This is a genomic window from Pseudomonas putida (assembly GCF_028682635.1).
Taxonomy (GTDB): Bacteria; Pseudomonadota; Gammaproteobacteria; order Pseudomonadales; family Pseudomonadaceae; genus Aquipseudomonas; species Aquipseudomonas putida_AE.
This window is the reverse complement of record NZ_JANHLK010000002.1, coordinates 88,294-103,414: the sequence shown is the minus strand read 5'-3', so window position 1 is coordinate 103,414 and position 15,121 is coordinate 88,294. Positions and strand designations below refer to the sequence as shown.

17 protein-coding genes and 1 pseudogene are annotated in these 15,121 nt (G+C 60.9%); 14 read left to right on the top strand and 4 right to left on the bottom strand.

Annotated elements, in window-relative coordinates; translation table 11 throughout:
- The first annotated feature begins 97 nt into the window (after positions 1–97).
- The 7 genes and pseudogenes from NPS56_RS02880 to NPS56_RS02855 all read left to right on the top strand — a co-directional run bounded on the left by NPS56_RS02880 (position 98) and on the right by NPS56_RS02855 (position 6,486).
- On the top strand, positions 98–706 hold the full coding sequence (locus tag NPS56_RS02880) for a biliverdin-producing heme oxygenase (RefSeq protein WP_274073373.1): 609 nt from the start codon (positions 98–100) through the stop codon (positions 704–706).
- Between the two features lie 145 nt (positions 707–851).
- The gene (locus NPS56_RS02875) at positions 852–1,232 is read left to right on the top strand and encodes a YbaN family protein (protein WP_274073372.1); all 381 of its coding nucleotides are present in this window, start codon (positions 852–854) and stop codon (positions 1,230–1,232) included.
- A gap of 131 nt (positions 1,233–1,363) precedes the next feature.
- Positions 1,364–2,662 (top strand): annotated as a pseudogene (locus NPS56_RS31275) (PDC sensor domain-containing protein); the annotation flags it as partial.
- Between the two features lie 150 nt (positions 2,663–2,812).
- Positions 2,813–3,568 (top strand): methyl-accepting chemotaxis protein, encoded by a 756-nt coding sequence (locus tag NPS56_RS31270; protein WP_408601063.1) that lies wholly within the window; start codon positions 2,813–2,815, stop codon positions 3,566–3,568.
- Between the two features lie 147 nt (positions 3,569–3,715).
- Positions 3,716–5,062, top strand: coding sequence for a CoA transferase (locus tag NPS56_RS02865; protein WP_274073370.1), 1,347 nt, complete (start codon positions 3,716–3,718; stop codon positions 5,060–5,062).
- Positions 5,063–5,066: 4 nt separating this feature from the next.
- Positions 5,067–6,035, top strand: coding sequence for a hypothetical protein (locus NPS56_RS02860; RefSeq protein WP_274073369.1), 969 nt, complete (start codon positions 5,067–5,069; stop codon positions 6,033–6,035).
- Positions 6,036–6,168: 133 nt separating this feature from the next.
- Complete coding sequence (locus NPS56_RS02855; RefSeq protein ID WP_274073368.1) at positions 6,169–6,486, top strand: XRE family transcriptional regulator; 318 nt, start codon at positions 6,169–6,171, stop codon at positions 6,484–6,486.
- A 50-nt stretch (positions 6,487–6,536) separates the two neighbouring features.
- Here NPS56_RS02855 and NPS56_RS02850 read toward each other — a convergent pair whose 3' ends face one another.
- Both NPS56_RS02850 and NPS56_RS02845 read right to left on the bottom strand, forming a co-directional pair.
- On the bottom strand, positions 6,537–8,015 hold the full coding sequence (locus tag NPS56_RS02850) for an amidase family protein (RefSeq protein ID WP_274073367.1): 1,479 nt from the start codon (positions 8,013–8,015) through the stop codon (positions 6,537–6,539).
- A gap of 152 nt (positions 8,016–8,167) precedes the next feature.
- Complete coding sequence (locus tag NPS56_RS02845) at positions 8,168–9,226, bottom strand: MBL fold metallo-hydrolase (protein WP_274073366.1); 1,059 nt, start codon at positions 9,224–9,226, stop codon at positions 8,168–8,170.
- A gap of 215 nt (positions 9,227–9,441) precedes the next feature.
- Between NPS56_RS02845 and NPS56_RS02840 the strand changes: the two genes are divergently transcribed.
- A complete protein-coding gene (locus NPS56_RS02840; RefSeq protein ID WP_274073365.1) occupies positions 9,442–10,053 on the top strand; it encodes a TetR/AcrR family transcriptional regulator in 612 nt (203 codons plus the stop codon).
- 124 nt (positions 10,054–10,177) lie between these two features.
- Complete coding sequence (locus tag NPS56_RS02835) at positions 10,178–10,711, top strand: DUF1003 domain-containing protein (RefSeq protein ID WP_274073364.1); 534 nt, start codon at positions 10,178–10,180, stop codon at positions 10,709–10,711.
- A 5-nt stretch (positions 10,712–10,716) separates the two neighbouring features.
- Here NPS56_RS02835 and NPS56_RS02830 read toward each other — a convergent pair whose 3' ends face one another.
- Complete coding sequence (locus NPS56_RS02830) at positions 10,717–11,658, bottom strand: LysR family transcriptional regulator (protein WP_274073363.1); 942 nt, start codon at positions 11,656–11,658, stop codon at positions 10,717–10,719.
- 15 nt (positions 11,659–11,673) lie between these two features.
- Here NPS56_RS02830 and NPS56_RS02825 point away from each other — a divergent pair, with 15 nt between their 5' ends.
- Both NPS56_RS02825 and NPS56_RS02820 read left to right on the top strand, forming a co-directional pair.
- Entirely contained in the window at positions 11,674–12,381 is a 708-nt protein-coding gene (locus NPS56_RS02825) for a CTP synthase C-terminal region-related (seleno)protein (protein WP_274073362.1), read from the top strand.
- Entirely contained in the window at positions 12,378–12,725 is a 348-nt protein-coding gene (locus tag NPS56_RS02820) for an antibiotic biosynthesis monooxygenase family protein (RefSeq protein ID WP_274073361.1), read from the top strand. Before NPS56_RS02825 ends, NPS56_RS02820 begins: the two co-directional genes overlap by 4 nt.
- A gap of 245 nt (positions 12,726–12,970) precedes the next feature.
- On the opposite strand, the gene NPS56_RS02815 is transcribed toward NPS56_RS02820, so the two are convergent.
- Entirely contained in the window at positions 12,971–13,297 is a 327-nt protein-coding gene (locus NPS56_RS02815) for a DUF2025 family protein (protein WP_274073360.1), read from the bottom strand.
- Here NPS56_RS02815 and NPS56_RS02810 point away from each other — a divergent pair.
- From NPS56_RS02810 to NPS56_RS02800, 3 genes are all read left to right on the top strand, one after another.
- Positions 13,296–13,478: a hypothetical protein gene (locus tag NPS56_RS02810; RefSeq protein WP_274073359.1), complete on the top strand. Its 183-nt coding sequence runs from the start codon at positions 13,296–13,298 to the stop codon at positions 13,476–13,478. The genes NPS56_RS02815 and NPS56_RS02810 overlap by 2 nt on opposite strands.
- A 40-nt stretch (positions 13,479–13,518) precedes the next feature.
- Complete coding sequence (locus NPS56_RS02805; protein WP_274073358.1) at positions 13,519–14,646, top strand: glycerophosphodiester phosphodiesterase; 1,128 nt, start codon at positions 13,519–13,521, stop codon at positions 14,644–14,646.
- Positions 14,647–14,734: 88 nt separating this feature from the next.
- Positions 14,735–15,040, top strand: a complete 306-nt coding sequence (locus tag NPS56_RS02800) for a PepSY domain-containing protein (RefSeq protein WP_274073357.1) — start codon at positions 14,735–14,737, stop codon at positions 15,038–15,040.
- The last annotated feature ends 81 nt before the right edge of the window (positions 15,041–15,121 follow it).

The following is a 15,121-nucleotide window of genomic DNA, read 5'->3' as shown; positions in this document are numbered from 1 at the left end:
GGCGGCGCTCTGATAGCCGCCCGGTGAGGATTTTTTACTGTCACGCGCCTGCTCATTCGTCTCGTTACCAAGCGCCTCTTCTTTTAAAGGATTTGCCATGACCACCCAGGACACCGCCCAACGCCCCACCCTGCGCTCGCAACGCTTGAACCAGGTCACCAACGAGCCCCACAGCAAGCTCGATGCACTGGTCAAAGCCCACGCACCCTTTGAAACCCAGGCCAACTTCGCCCGTTTTGTGGTGGCGCAATACCTGTTCCAATCGGAGCTGGTGGCGCTGTACAACGATGCCGAACTGACAGCCATCGTCCCGGACCTGCCGGCCCGATGCCGTGCCGATGCAGCCAAGGCCGACCTGGCAGACCTCGACACCGAAGTTCCGGCGCCCGTGGCCGGTGCGCTGCAAAACCCGAGCAAGGCCCAGGCCCTGGGCTGGCTTTTCGTCTCCGAAGGCTCGAAGCTGGGCGCAGCGTTCCTGATCAAGCGTGCCGTGGGCCTAGGCCTGAGCGAAACCTTCGGCGCCCGCCACCTTGGCGAACCTGAAGGTGGCCGCGCGCAAGGCTGGAAAAATTTCGTCAAGACCCTCGATGAACTGAAACTCAGCGCAGAGGAAGAAGCCGAACTGGACAAAGGCGCCATCGACGCCTTCAACCGCTTCACGGTATTGCTGGAACAAGCGTACGCCACCACCCCGGAAATCGCCTGACACCCCACCCCTCCCCTGTGGGAGCGGGCTTGCTCGCGAAGGCGTCGTGTCAGTGATATCAATGTCGCCTGACACACCGCCTTCGCGAGCAAGCCCGCTCCCACAGGGGACCGAGTCAGTCCAAAGAATTCTGATCAAGCGCCCCATGCCTGCCTCCTCCAAACTCGCCCGCTTCCTCTTCGGCCTGCTGGCCTACGTCAGCCTCGGCATCGGCCTGGTCGCCATTGTCATACCCGGCCTGCCGACCACCGAATTCATCCTGCTGGCCGCCTGGGCTGCCACCCGAAGCTCACCGCGCCTGAGTGCCTGGCTGGAAAACCATCGGCTGTTCGGGCCCATTCTCAGTAACTGGCGCAACGGCAAAATCATTGCGCGCCGGGCCAAGGTCAGCGCCACTGTCAGCATGCTGTTATGTGCCGGGCTCATGCTGGTGATGCTCGATCATGGCTGGCCGATCTACCTGGCGATTGCCGGCATGAGCCTGGGCAACCTGTGGATCTGGTCGCGACCGGAATCACTGGCATAACGCCGACAAACTTCCCCGTTTTTCACCGGCTTTTCGGCACATTCCCCCGCGCAAACGTTCAAACATGACCGTTCGTCGGCAGCCCACTCATGCAATCTGTCCCCCCCGCCGATGTGCTGGAATGGCGCTAAATGGATTTGGCGTGTCGAGCCGCCATGGCTCACAGCCAACCTCTCATCCATTCGCGAGCTCGCCCCATGTTCGACTCACTGTCCATCCGCCTGAAAATCGTCCTGCTGTCCGGTCTGTGCCTGCTTGGCGTGGTCGCAGCGATCGTGGGCATGAACCTCTACCAGACCAATCAGAACGATGAACTGGTCAGCGCTTCCAGCAGCACAATGCTCACCGACAGTGTGCAAGACCTGCTCCAGGCCAAGGCCGCCGAGCAAGCGGTGCGGGTGCAGAAGACGTTCGGTGAAACCCTGACGGTGGTGACCGCCCTGGCGGACCAGATCAAGGACCTGCGCACCATGGCCGCCAAGCGTTCGCTGGACGCCGGCACCCTGCGCGAGGAGCTCAACCAGAGCCTGAAGACCGCCTTCGAGCGCAACGGCAAGGTGCTGGGGATCTGGCTGGCGTTCGAACCCAATGGCCTGGATGGCAAGGACAGCGAATTCGTCGGAGACGCCGCCCGCCAGTCCAACGAAATCGGTCGTTTCGCCTCTTACTGGAGCCGTAGCGCAGGGACCGCACTCAACACGATCATGGTCGAAGAAGACATGACCAAGACCACCCTGAACCTCAGCGGCACACCCTACAACGTGTGGTACACCTGCCCCCGGGACAGCAAGCGTACCTGCCTGCTGGACCCGTACGCCGACACCGTCGCGGACAAGGAAGTGTTGATGACCACCATTTCCCTGCCGCTGCTGGTGGATGGCAAGGTCATCGGCGTCGTCGGTATCGATATCGCCCTCGACACCCTGCAAGCCGCGGCCTTCGACTCCCAGCGCGAGCTGTTCAACAACGCCGGGCACATGCTGATCGTCTCCGGCACGGGCGTGCTCGCCGCCTACAGTGTCGACGCTGGCAAGGTCGGCAAAAGCATCGGCGACACCCTGGGCGCAGAGGGTAAGGACATCCAGCAATCGCTGGCCGGCGGTGCGCCGAAGATTCTTCAACAGGGCGACCTGATCCGCGCGGTGTACCCGGTCAGCCCGATTGCCGACGCCAAGCCCTGGGGCGTGGTGATCGACTTGCCCAAGCAAGTGCTGCTGGCCGATTCGGTGAAGTTGCAAGCAGTGCTCGACGATGCCCAGCAAAGCGGCACGCTCAAGGCGATCCTGGTCGCCGTCGTTGCCGGCCTGCTCGGCCTGCTGCTGATGTGGCTGACCGCGTCAGGCGTGACCCGGCCGATCAATAGCGTGGCCGTGATGCTCAAGGCGATTGCCAGTGGCGACGGCGACCTGACCCAGCGCCTGCATTACAGCAAGAAGGATGAACTGGGTGAGCTGGTCAGCTGGTTCAACCGTTTCCTCGACAAGCTGCAGCCGACCATCGCGCAGATCAAGCAGAGCATCACCGATGCCCGCGGCACCGCCGACCAGTCTTCGGAAATCGCCCGCCAGACCAGCGAAGGCATGCAGGTGCAATTTCGCGAAATAGACCAGGTCGCCACCGCGTCCAATGAAATGAGCGCCACCGCCCACGACGTCGCCAACAGCGCATCGAACGCCGCCAGTGCGGCAAAGGGCGCCGATCAGTCGGCCCGCGATGGCATGCAGATCATCGAGCGCAGCACCCGCGACATCAATCAACTGGCCGACGAAGTCAGCAAGGCCGTGACTGAAGTCGAGGCATTGGCGGTCAACAGCGAGCAGATCGGCTCGGTACTGGAGGTGATCCGCAGCATCGCCGAACAGACCAACCTGCTGGCGCTCAACGCGGCGATCGAAGCTGCCCGGGCCGGCGAGAGCGGTCGCGGCTTTGCGGTGGTCGCCGACGAAGTGCGCAACCTGGCCAAGCGCACCCAGGACTCGGTGGAAGAGATTCGCCTGGTGATCGAGCGCATCCAGAGCGGCACCCGCGGTGTGGTCGCCACCATGCACTCGAGCCAGACCCAGGCCCACAGCAACGCCGGGCAGATCCAGCAAGCGGTCCAGGCCTTGGGCAAGATCAGCGACGCGGTCACGGTGATCAGCGACATGAACCTGCAGATCGCCAGCGCCGCCGAACAGCAAAGTGCCGTGGCCGAAGAGGTCAACCGCAACGTCTCGGCGATCCGTACCGTCACCGAAACCCTGACCGGACAAGCCACCGAATCGGCGCAGATCAGCAGCCAGCTCAATGCCCTGACCACCCAGCAGATGAAACTGATGGATCAGTTCCGGGTGTGATCCTTACCTGTAGGAGCTGCCGAAGGCTGCGATCTTTTGATCTTGAAAAATCAAAAGATCGCAGCCTTCGGCAGCTCCTACGGGGTTTTCATCAGCTCTGAGGTTTTTTTGTTTTATGCTCGGGCTCTCGTTCCGGAGAGCCCTTCGATGACTGATCTACTCACGTCCATTCAAGCCGAACTCGGCTTGCCGCTCACCCCCCTGACATTCACCTCCAGCGGCGCCCTGCCCTCGGCGTTCGCCGTCACCGACCTGGCGTGCGCCAGCATCGCCGCCGCCGGCCAGGCGGTCAGCGAATTGCTGCATCAACAAACCGGACGCTTGCCCGGCCTTGAAGTCGACCGGCGCCTGGCCTCCTTCTGGTTTTCCAGTTCGATCCGCCCGCTGGGCTGGAAGGTCCCGCCACTGTGGGACCCGATTGCTGGCGACTACGCCACGAAGGACGGCTGGATTCGTCTGCACACCAATGCGCCCCATCACCGCGCCGCCGCTGAAGCCGTGCTGGGCGCTTGCATCGACCGCAAGTCGATGGCAGCTAAAGTGGCGCAATGGGCCAGGACTGACCTGGAACAGGCCGTGGTCGATGCCGGTGGCTGTGCCGCCGAAATGCGCACGTGGGAACAGTGGCAGGCCCATCCGCAAGGGCTCGCGGTCAACGCCGAACCGCTGGTTCAGTTCAGCGCCGGCCACACTCCGCAGAACACAATCTGGCAAGGTTCGGTGGCGCGCCCCTTGGCCGGAATCAAGGTGCTGGACCTGACCCGCGTACTCGCAGGCCCGGTCGCCAGCCGCTTTCTCGCGGGCCTTGGCGCCGATGTATTGCGCATCGACCCACCCTCCTGGAACGAGCCGGGCGTGGTGCCGGAGATGACGCTGGGCAAGCGTTGTGCACGCCTGGATCTGCACGACCAAACCGATCGCCAGGTATTCGAAAGCCTGCTCAAGGACGCCGACATCGTGCTCCACGGTTACCGCGCCGATGCCCTGGAGCGCCTGGGGTATGGTGCCGCCGAACGACAGCAGCGGATCCCCGGCCTGATCGACGTTTGCCTCAACGCCTACGGCTGGAGCGGTCCGTGGCAGAACCGTCGCGGCTTCGACAGCCTGGTGCAGATGAGCAGCGGCATCGCGCACGCGGGCATGCTCAGCCAGCAGGCGGACAAACCGACGCCCTTGCCACTGCAGGCGCTCGATCACGCCACCGGGTATCTGATGGCGGCCAGTGCGATCCGCTTGTTGGCAGAACGCTTGAACAACGGCCTGGGTGGTTCGGCGCGGCTGTCGTTGGCGCGTACGGCGAAGCTGTTGATCGACCAGGGTCCCGGTAGCGCCGAGCCATTGCGGGCTGAAGACGAACAGGATCAGGGCATGCTGGTCGAACAGACGCCATGGGGCCCGGCACATCGCCTGCATGTGCCGCTCAAGATCACCGGGACGCCCGTGCAGTGGACGCTTGCAGCGTCTGAACTGGGTTCCCATCGGGCGCAGTGGTAACCCCATGAAATTCGACCTCGCCTATTGCCTCGGCCTCGAGGAAAAACTGTCGATCTATGACGTGCGCGACCTGAATTTCGACGAGTCGATGGCGTTCGATTCCGCACAGGAACATTTCCAGTGCCCCAACGATGCCTGTCGCCTGGCGTTTGATGCGGCGAACGGTTTGGGCACGTTCAACGCCAAAAACGTCAACTACGTGCGCACGCCGCACTTCAAGAATCTGCCGAGTACGCGGCATGTCGCGGGTTGTCCTTATGCAAGCCTGAAAACCCCGGCTTCGGTCGGCGAGGAAACGGATGACAGTCGCGAGGAACATTTCCCGTCGGAATTGTTACTCAGTCGGCGTGAGTATGTGCGCAAGCCGTCGCACCCGACGGTGGCTGCCGATCTGCAAGGAGCCGAGCCAGCAGCGGCATCGACGATCAGCAGCGTCGAGCAATCCGGCCGCGAGTCGGCGCCGGACAAGACCAGTGTCTTCGCCCATCCGGTGGAATGTTTCGTGTCGAACTTCGAGGACAAGGCGCTGCTCAAGCGCATGCCGCTGAAGATTGGCCAGCACACCGCGCCCTATGCCTCGTTTTTCAAGAAGATCGAGTACCTGCAAGACAACCCGGGACTGATTTACTGGGGCAGGATCAAGCAGATCAAGGACTACACCCAGAGCTTTCGCATCGACTTCGAAAAGAAGGTCTGGTTCGAGAAGACGCCCTACTCGGTCAACGTTTACCTGAACAAGAAGCTGATCGACAGCTACCGCAAACGCAAGGCGTTCCTGGAGGAAATCAAGCACGCCATCGAGAGCGGGAAGCCATTGTATTGCTTCTTTTATGGCGTCCAGCCTGCGTTGCGGCAGGTGCCCAGCAAGAAAAACCCCGAGCAGACGTTCGGGGTGTTCAGCGCCAATATCGAGAATCTGGATCACTTTATCGTACGCGAGGCACCAGTTTTGGATGAGTCATCCAAGCCATAAAGGCAGTGACCTTCCGTCTGGCCATGGGGGTATGAAACAGAAAAATCGAAAAATGCGTTTGATCCGGATCGAAAACAACTGTACAAAAACACAGTATATTTAAAACCAGTACTCTCGAGCCCGGAGAACCCCCATGGCCTCTCAAGCGATGAAAATCACCCTGGAACGTATCGCCCTTTTCCAATTCACCCCGGCCCACTGCGCCCAGGCCCGAGCGATGCTGGGCTGGAGCGTGGAAATCTTGTCCCGCGAAGCCGGGGTTTCCATGCAGGCCATCGAGCGCTTCGAGGCGCGGCAGGAGGTGCTGGATGTCACTCGTCTGGCCTTGGCATACAGGCTTGAAGCTGAGGGGCTGGTGTTTTTCCCGGGGTTTGCGCCGGGTAGAGGGATGAACGTGAAAGGCCCTACGCCGAATCCGGTGGCGCGGGCGGATTTTGCGATGGTTGAATGAGGTCGCAGCGCCATCACTTGCGCTACGACCAGACGTGCATGGAACTGAAACTAGGGCCTGAATGCAGGTATTGGCCGCGCATGGGAGGCTTGTTCATAGCCATACGCCAATGCCAGGAGGCTGGCTTCGCTCCAGCGTGCACCGAAGAATAATGCCGACGTGGGCAGCCCGTCTTCATCCGCTCCGGTAGGCACCATGATGCTGGGGTAGCCCGCCAGCGGAACGACATTCAACCCCGGTGAGCCGACATCGAGCACCACGGCATCCAGTTGGTGCTGCACCAGGACGTCATCGATGGCGGCGGCGTTTTCACTCTGGATGGTCTGCCACAGTTGCTCGTAGGTAAGTGGGTCAAACACCAGGTTGTTGGCCGCGATCAACACGCTTTGCCCATGGTCTTCGACCCCAGGTATGCGTTGATTGAAACGGACAAGGTCTTCCAGGCTCTTGATGGGCAGGCCGGTGCGTTGCGCGAGGTATTCAGGCAGGTGTCGTTTGATTCCCATGGACAGGGCCTCCTCCACCTGCGCCGACTGCGGGTCTTTGAGCTCAATGGGTATCAATTTTGCGCCGGCGGCCTGCATGACTTCCAGCGCCCGGGAAAACTGAGGATCGCTCTGCGCGGCCTCGCCGCTCACATCGAACTTGAGTGGGTAACCGAGGCGTCGCCCCACCAGCGAACCAGGTCGGAGCAATGCCGTGTAATCCACGCCATCGAGGGCTCGGGGTTTACTGACCGGATCGGCGGCGTCATTGCCCGTCATGGCGTTGAGCAACAGTGCCGCATCGCGAACGCTGCGAGCCATCGGCCCAGGGGTGTCGAGTTTGTGTGTCACAGCGACAATGCCACTGCGACTCAACAACCCCACGGTGGGCTTGACCCCCACCACCCCATTGAGCGATGCCGGACAGATAATCGAGCCGGCGGTTTCCGTCCCTACGCTCAAGGGTGCAAAACCTGCGGCCACTGCCGCACCGGACCCGGAGCTTGAACCGCAGGGCGTCTGGCTTAACAGATGCGGGTTCCTGGTTTGCCCGCCTCGGCCACTCCAGCCGTCGGGGACCGCGGGGTCACGAAAGTTTGCCCACTCGCTGAGGTTGGTCTTGCCCAGAATGATCGCGCCTGCGGCCCTTAGCCGTTGCACGATAAAGGCATCCTCGGCGGCGGGTTGCCCGATCATGGCCAATGATCCGGCGCTGGTCTGCATCTGGTCAGACGTATCGATGTTGTCTTTCAACAACAGCGGAATACCGTGCATGGGGCCGCGAACATGCCCGCGTTCTCGCTCCCGATCCAGCGACCTGGCAATCGCCAGCGCATCGGGGTTGAGCTCGATGACCGAATTGATCGTGGGTCCGTTTTTATCGAGCCTGTCGATGCGTTGTTGCAGGTGTTGCACCAGCGCCTCGGCACTCAGCTGGCCGCGCTGCATTTCCTTGCTGATTTCATCGACACTCAAGTACTCCAATGGTTGTGCGTTGGCGTAGCTTGCGATCGAAAGCAGAACAACTTGGGCCAGCCGCGTCATGCAGCCTTTTATCCTTACATCCATGTGAATGACATCCTTGTGGTAGCGAGTGAATGAGCTCACTCGCTTTCCAGCCTACAGACATGGCCGGAAATGTCCGTCATCACTTGCCCACGGGTCACATAGGAAAACTCGCCTTGACCTGTAGTGCTTCACACCAGGCTTTGCTGATCCTGGTAGACCTGCCGTTCGACTTCATACCACCACGCCGTACCGCGCTGCGCCGCCAGCATATTGAACGCCTCGCCCATCCGCGGCGTGGTGATCGAGACATTGCGCTCCCAGGCCAGGGCCAGGATGCGGTCGAAGGGTTCGTACCAGGCATGCGTCGACAAATCGAAGGTGCCGTTGTGAATCGGCAGCAGCCAGCGCCCCTTGAGGTCGAGGTGGGCTTGCAAGGTTTGCTCAGGCTGCATGTGCACATGGGGCCAGTCGACGTTGTAGGCGCCGGTTTCCATGAGGGTCAGGTCGAAAGGGCCGTATTGTTCACCAATGCGTTTGAAGCCGTCGAAGTAGCCGCTGTCGCCACTGAAAAAGATCCGCGTATCGCCATCGATCATCACCCACGAGGCCCAGAGGGTGCTGTTGCCATCGAACAGGCCGCGACCGGAAAAGTGCTGCGAGGGGGTGGCGACGAACTGGACGCCCTCGACCTCGGTACCCTGCCACCAGTCCAGCTGGCGGATTTTGCTGGCGTCGATTCCCCACTTGATCAGGGTGTCGCCCACGCCCAGCGGGGTCAGGAAGTACCTGGCCTTGTCGGCAAGCTTGAGCACCGCGTGATAGTCCAGGTGATCGTAATGATCGTGGGACAGGATCACCGCTTCAATCGGCGGCAATTGCTCGAGGCTGATCGGCGGCTGGTGAAAACGCTTGGGGCCGGCCCATTGCACGGGGGAGGCGCGTTCGGCGAAGACCGGGTCGGTGATCCAGAATTTGTCCCGCAGCTTGAGCAATACCGTGGAATGACCGAGGCGATAGACGCTGTGGTTGGGCGCTGCCAGCAACGCCGCTTGCGTCAGGGGTTGCATCGGTACAGGCGCCGTCGGCCGGGTGTTGCGCGGTTTGTGGAACATCGCGTTCCAGAGAATGCGCAAGGTTTTGCCAAGGCTTAAACGCTGAATCGGCCTGTGGTTTTGAAACTGTCCTTGAGCCTGTCGGGAAGCTTCAGGTTGGGAGGCGCTGTTCGCCGCGGAAGTTGATTTGGCCATGGGGCAATGACTCCAGGAAAACCGCAGGCTTCACGGTTTTCCGTTTTTGGGACGATAAATGGCCGAGACACGCACGCATCAGCCGAGCACTCTAGTTTTACCGGGCAGGATTAACAAAACATTACACTGCACAGTGTAGTTTCAAGGTTGCATCAAAGCCGATCACAAGTAAACTACCGAGTGTAATTTTCCTTTCTTCCTGCCGAAGCGTATTTATGACAGCTCCACAGCGCCTCACCGACCGCAAACGCGAAGCCATCATTCAGGCGGCGATTGTCGAATTCCGTGCCAATGGATTCGACATCACCAGCATGGACAGGATTGCCGCCACCGCCGGTGTGTCCAAGCGCACGGTGTACAACCATTTCCCCAGCAAGGAAGAGTTGTTCGCTGAAATCCTCAATCAATTGTGGGTCCGGGTCACGGCGGAACAGGAAGTGCCTTACCGTCCCGACCTGCCCCTGCGTGACCAGATGCGTCATATGCTGACGGTAAAGCTTTTGGTACTGAGCGATGAAAATCTGCTCGATCTGGCGCGGGTGGCCATCGCCGCCACCATCCATTCTCCCGAGCGCGCGCAAAGCATGGTGACGCGAATGGGGGAGCGCGAAGAAAACCTCACTATATGGATTCGAGCCGCCCAGGCCGATGGACGCCTGAAAGCGGTCGCCCCGGAATTTGCCGCGCAACAGCTCCATGGCATGCTCAAATCCTTTGCCTTCTGGCCGCAGATTTCCCTGGGCTTGCCGGCTTTGTCGACCGAGATGCAAGGCACCGTGGTGGAATCGGCGCTGGACATGTTCCTGGCCTGCTATCAGGTGCAATAATTGACAATCTCGACAGCGGCGTCGAAGAACTGTTCGCTTCAATGTGTACGGCGCAATGTGTTTCAGAATGAAACTCGTGCCGAGGCTATAGTGAGCCTCAGTCCCAGCGCCTGCAGAGAGCATCATGAATTCCACGAGCAACGAAACCACCGCCCCCGTCGATCACCTGCGTTTCCATCGCCGTCATGCCCACCTGGCGCCGACCTTCGGCAATGACAAATTCGCCCTGCGTGCCGAGGCCTTTGCGCGGTTCTTCGGTACACCGACCTTTCTCGGCGCACAAACACTGATCGTGGTGATCTGGGTGTGCATGAACCTGTTCGGCGTCGCCCACTTCGACGCCTACCCGTTCATCCTGCTCAACCTGGCTTTCAGCCTGCAATCGGCCTATGCCGCCCCCCTGATCCTGTTGGCCCAGACCCGTCAGGCCGCGCGGGACAAAGCGCAATCCGATGCCGATGCGCAACACCGCGAAGCGCTGGCGATCGCCAACAGTGAGCGACAGGCGGAAGCGGCGAAAAACAGCGCGCAACTGCTGGCGCTGCTTGAGCAAAACACCCGCCTCACGGAAATGACCAAGGCCCTCACCGAGCGCATCGAAAACCTGACCACGGAAATGCATCAGCACTTCGTGCACAAGGACGAGCCAAAGGCCTGAACCGCCTAGGGTAACTTCAGCGCCCGCCCCAGCTCGTCAAACAGCGTCACTACCGAGCGCAAGGCTCGGCAATCCGGGCGGGTCAGCAGCCACAGCGCGGTGTCGTATCCGTGCAACGGCTCGCCCAGTGGCTGTAATCCATCACCGATCAGAAAGTCCGGCAACGCCGCCACGCCCAACCCCGCCCGCACCAGTTCGGTGACCGACAGCATGCTGTTGCAGCGATAAGCCGGCATCACCCCAGGCATTGCCTGACGTCGCCAGGCCACTGTCGGGTGATCGGGCAGGAAGTCGTCAGGGGCGATCCAGGTCAGTGATACCAGATCGGTCGCATCGACCCCTTGCAGATAACCGGCGCTGGCACACACTCGGTAGCCAATCCCTGCAAGGCGTCGCCCCACCAGGTGCTCAGGTGGCGTACGGGTCAGGCGCAAGGCGATGTCGGCATCGCGGCGGCTGAGGTTGGCAAAGTCGTTGGACGTACTGAGTTCAAGGATCAACGCCGGATAGTTCGGCATGAACTGCGCCAGCGCCGGCAGCAGTAAGCCTTGCAGGACCGAATCGGTGCAGGTCAGGCGCACGGTGCCGCTGACCACTTCACCGCCCTGCTCCACACCGACCCTTGCGGCTTCCAATGCCTGTTCGGCGCGCTCGGCCTGTTCCGCCAGGGCCTGCGCCAAGGTCGTGGGCAGGTAGCCGGCGCGACTTTTTTCGAACAACGGCTGGCCCAGTGCGGCTTCCAGTCGACGCACGGCGCGAAACACCGTCGAGACATCCACTTTCATCAGCTGCGCGGCCCGGGCCAGAGAGCCGCCGCGCACCAATGCGAGCACCAGGGCCAGGTCTGGGTAGTCCAGTCGATAGTGCGTCGCTGCATTGATCACTTGGGATAACGCCAATATTGAGTGCGTGAACGCCAATCTATAGTGGCTGCCAGGAATCAACAAGCGCCGAGGTCACCCATGGAAAACCGCGTCATTCGCATCGCCCTGATCGGTGATCAAGACCCTCAAGTCACCGCCCACCAGGCCATCCCGGTGGCGCTCGGCCTGGCCGCCGAACACAGCGGCCGAAACGTGCAAGGGCAGTGGCTGGCCACCGATAGCTTGCATGCCAACACGCCGCTCGCCGGGTTCGACGGTTTCTGGTGCGTGCCCGCCAGCCCGTATCGCAGCATGAACGGTGCCTTGCGGGCGATTCGCTTTGCCCGTGAACAGCGGCGACCTTTCCTCGGCACCTGCGGCGGGTTTCAACATGCGGTGCTGGAATATGCGCGCAACGTGCTCGGCTGGGCGGATGCCGAACATGGCGAGACGGCTCCCGATGCATCGCGGGCATTGCTCACGCCGCTGGCGTGTTCACTGGTTGAGGCTGTCGACATTATTCATTTGCGGGAAGGCTCGCTGATCGCCAGGGCATATGAAACCTGTGAAATTCGTGAGGGCTATCGCTGCCGCTACGGAGTGAATCCCGAGTTCGAACGGGAACTGCTCCAGCACGCGCTTCATGCCGTCGGCCATGATGCCGAACACGGTTTGCGCGCGGTCGAGCTCAGCGGTCATCCGTTCTATGTCGCCACGCTGTTCCAGCCGGAACGCGCTGCCCTCGAGGGTACCCTGCCACCGCTGGTGCGGGCCTTGATCGCAGCGTGCGTGGAGCGGCGGTCATGATTGCTGCGCCCTATTACGCAGTGATCTTCACTTCGCTACGAACCGATGGTGACCAGGGGTACGCCGAAGCGGCCGGACGGATGGTGGCGCTGGCGCGTGAGCAGCCGGGGTTCCTCGGTGTAGAGTCGGCGCGGGGCGATGATGGGCTGGGGATTACGGTGTCGTATTGGGCCAGTGAGGCGGCGATCCTGGCGTGGAAGCAGCATCCCGAACACCGGGCGATTCGTGAGCTTGGGCGTTCGACCTGGTATGCGCAGTGTCATACCCGGGTTTGCCTTGTTGAGCGGGCTTATGAGTTCACCCCAGCCTCTGCAGGAGCGGGCTTGCCAGCGATGACGGCCTGACAGCCAACTGGAATTTCGCGGCTGTACGCGATACCTGTGGGAGCGAGCTTGCTCGCGATGGAGGTCAACGATGACGCGGGGAGCCTGACACCCCACGGTGCTCTCAGGTTTTTCGCGAGCAAGCTCGCTCCTACAGGGGCCCGCCGCGCTGGACAGAACCGGAACGAAGCCTCTCGATGGGACAAGAAGATCAAGATCAAAAGCCAAAGCAACAGCAACAGCAACAGCAACAGCGAGAAAGCCCACTAACCCCGCACCAGACTCCTCACCGCCGAAATCTCCGGCACTTCCCGCCTGTTCATATACACCCGCAGCGGTTCAGTGATGTTTATTCGGTCGTCGATGTTCTGATCCAGCAACAACTGGATCAACTCGCGCTTGAGCGTCATGGTCTGCTCCGGGCCCGGCACCCAGACGAATTCGCTGGTGGGGATGATGCCGTCGTCAGCCACGTCCATGCCGAACGAGTCTTCGCTGAAACGCACGATGTAGTGGCCAGTCTTGCGATTGAGGCCGACGAAGCCCTGGAGCTGGTCGGCGGCCTGGCAGATGAGCTGGGAAGTAATGCGCATGGAAACCTCACAAGAAGTGATCGATGGTTTACACGCATGGCCAGCGAATGGTTTTCCCTCTGCCGGGGAAGTTGCCGGGACGAAGAATAATGCAGACAAGAACACAAAAACGCTGACCGACATCAGCTTTCAACACGTTTATGTCGGTCTCGCGATAGCGCTGGCAACGCTCAGTTGTTAAAAGAGACCTCTTTGAAACCTGTCACGAAAGGATCTCGACCATGCCGGCCACCTTCACCCACAGCGCCCTGCTCCTGAGTTTGCTGCTTGGCCTCGGCCAGGCCCAGGCCGCCAGCGAGCCCGGCCCCGCCGCGCTGGCCACCCGAATGGGCATTCCGCACCCGGCGGTGATCGCCCACCGTGGCGCATCTTTCGATGCACCGGAATCCACCGCCGCCGCCTACAAACTGGCCCGCGACCTCGGCGCCGATTACCTGGAGCTGGACCTGCAGCGCAGCAAGGATGGCGTGCTGTTCGCCCTGCACGACAATAACCTGCAACGCACCACCGACGTCGCCAGCAAGTTCCCCGAGCGCAAGGACAGCCCGGCCAATGCCTTCACCATGGCCGAGCTGAAAACCCTGGATGCCGGCAGCTGGTTCAACGCGGCCTACCCGGATCGCGCGCGTCCTGCGTTTGCCGGCCTGAAAATCCTCACCCTCGATGAAATCATCGACATCGCCCAGGGCAATCCGCTGCACAAGCCCGGCCTGTACATCGAGACCAAGGAGCCCAAGCAGTTTCCGGGCATAGAACACGACCTCAAGGAAAAACTCCAGGATCGCGGCTGGCTGAGCCCCGCGGGGTCGAAACTGGCTAAAAGCGAGCTGTCCGTCGGCCAGGGCAAAGGCAAGGTGGTGCTGCAAACCTTCGAGAAAAGCAGCCTCGAATTGCTGCAAAAGGAAATGCCACAGGTGCCGAAGATTCTGTTGTTATGGGTCGGTGAAGGCAACATCGAGCCAAAATCGACAGTGACCTTTGCTCAATCCGGCGACAAGGACAAAGCCGCTTACTACGCCAAACAGCAACCCAAGGACAAAGCCGAGTTCCAGCGCTGGGTCGACTACGCCAAGGCCCAGGGCGCGATCGGTACCGGCCCGTCCGCCGCGCTGACCCAGGGTGGCGATCAGAGCTACGCCGACCTGGTACAACCGTGGATGAACCAGTACACCCACGACCAAGGGCTGCTGGTGCACGTCTACACCATCGATGAAGCGGTGGACTACCAGAAGGTCATGGCGGCTGGCGTCGACGGTATCTTCACCAACCGCGCCAGCGAGCTTCTGAAGTTCTATAAGCGCCCGGCGGCGGCGAGTGTGGCGCAGGTGATACGCAATAACGGCTATTGATCATTCGATTCAAGGGAATTTAAGTCTGAATTAAGTTGCCACAGTTATTCTGATCCCACTTAAACAGCTCATCCAAGGAAAGAAGCTTATGAAAACCCTGACTGCCCTGTTCGCCGCTGCAACCCTGACCCTCACCGCTGGCCTGGCCCAGGCTGATGTTCCCGTCGACCAGATCCCTCAGTTGGTCAAGGACGGCAAGATCAAGCCACTGGAGGAACTGAACCAGATCGTGCTGAAGCTGCACCCGGGTGCCACGATTACCGACAGTGACCTGGACAACCACTTCAATAGCTACGAGTACGAAGTGGAACTGCGCGACGCCAACAACGTTGAATGGGACGTGGACGTGAACGCCGCCACCGGCGAAGTCCTGAAGAACAAGAAAGACGACTGATGCACCCGAAAAAAAGCCGCACGATGCTCCCCATCGTGCGGCTTTTTTGCGTTTGGGTGACCGATCAGGCCGAGGTCACAA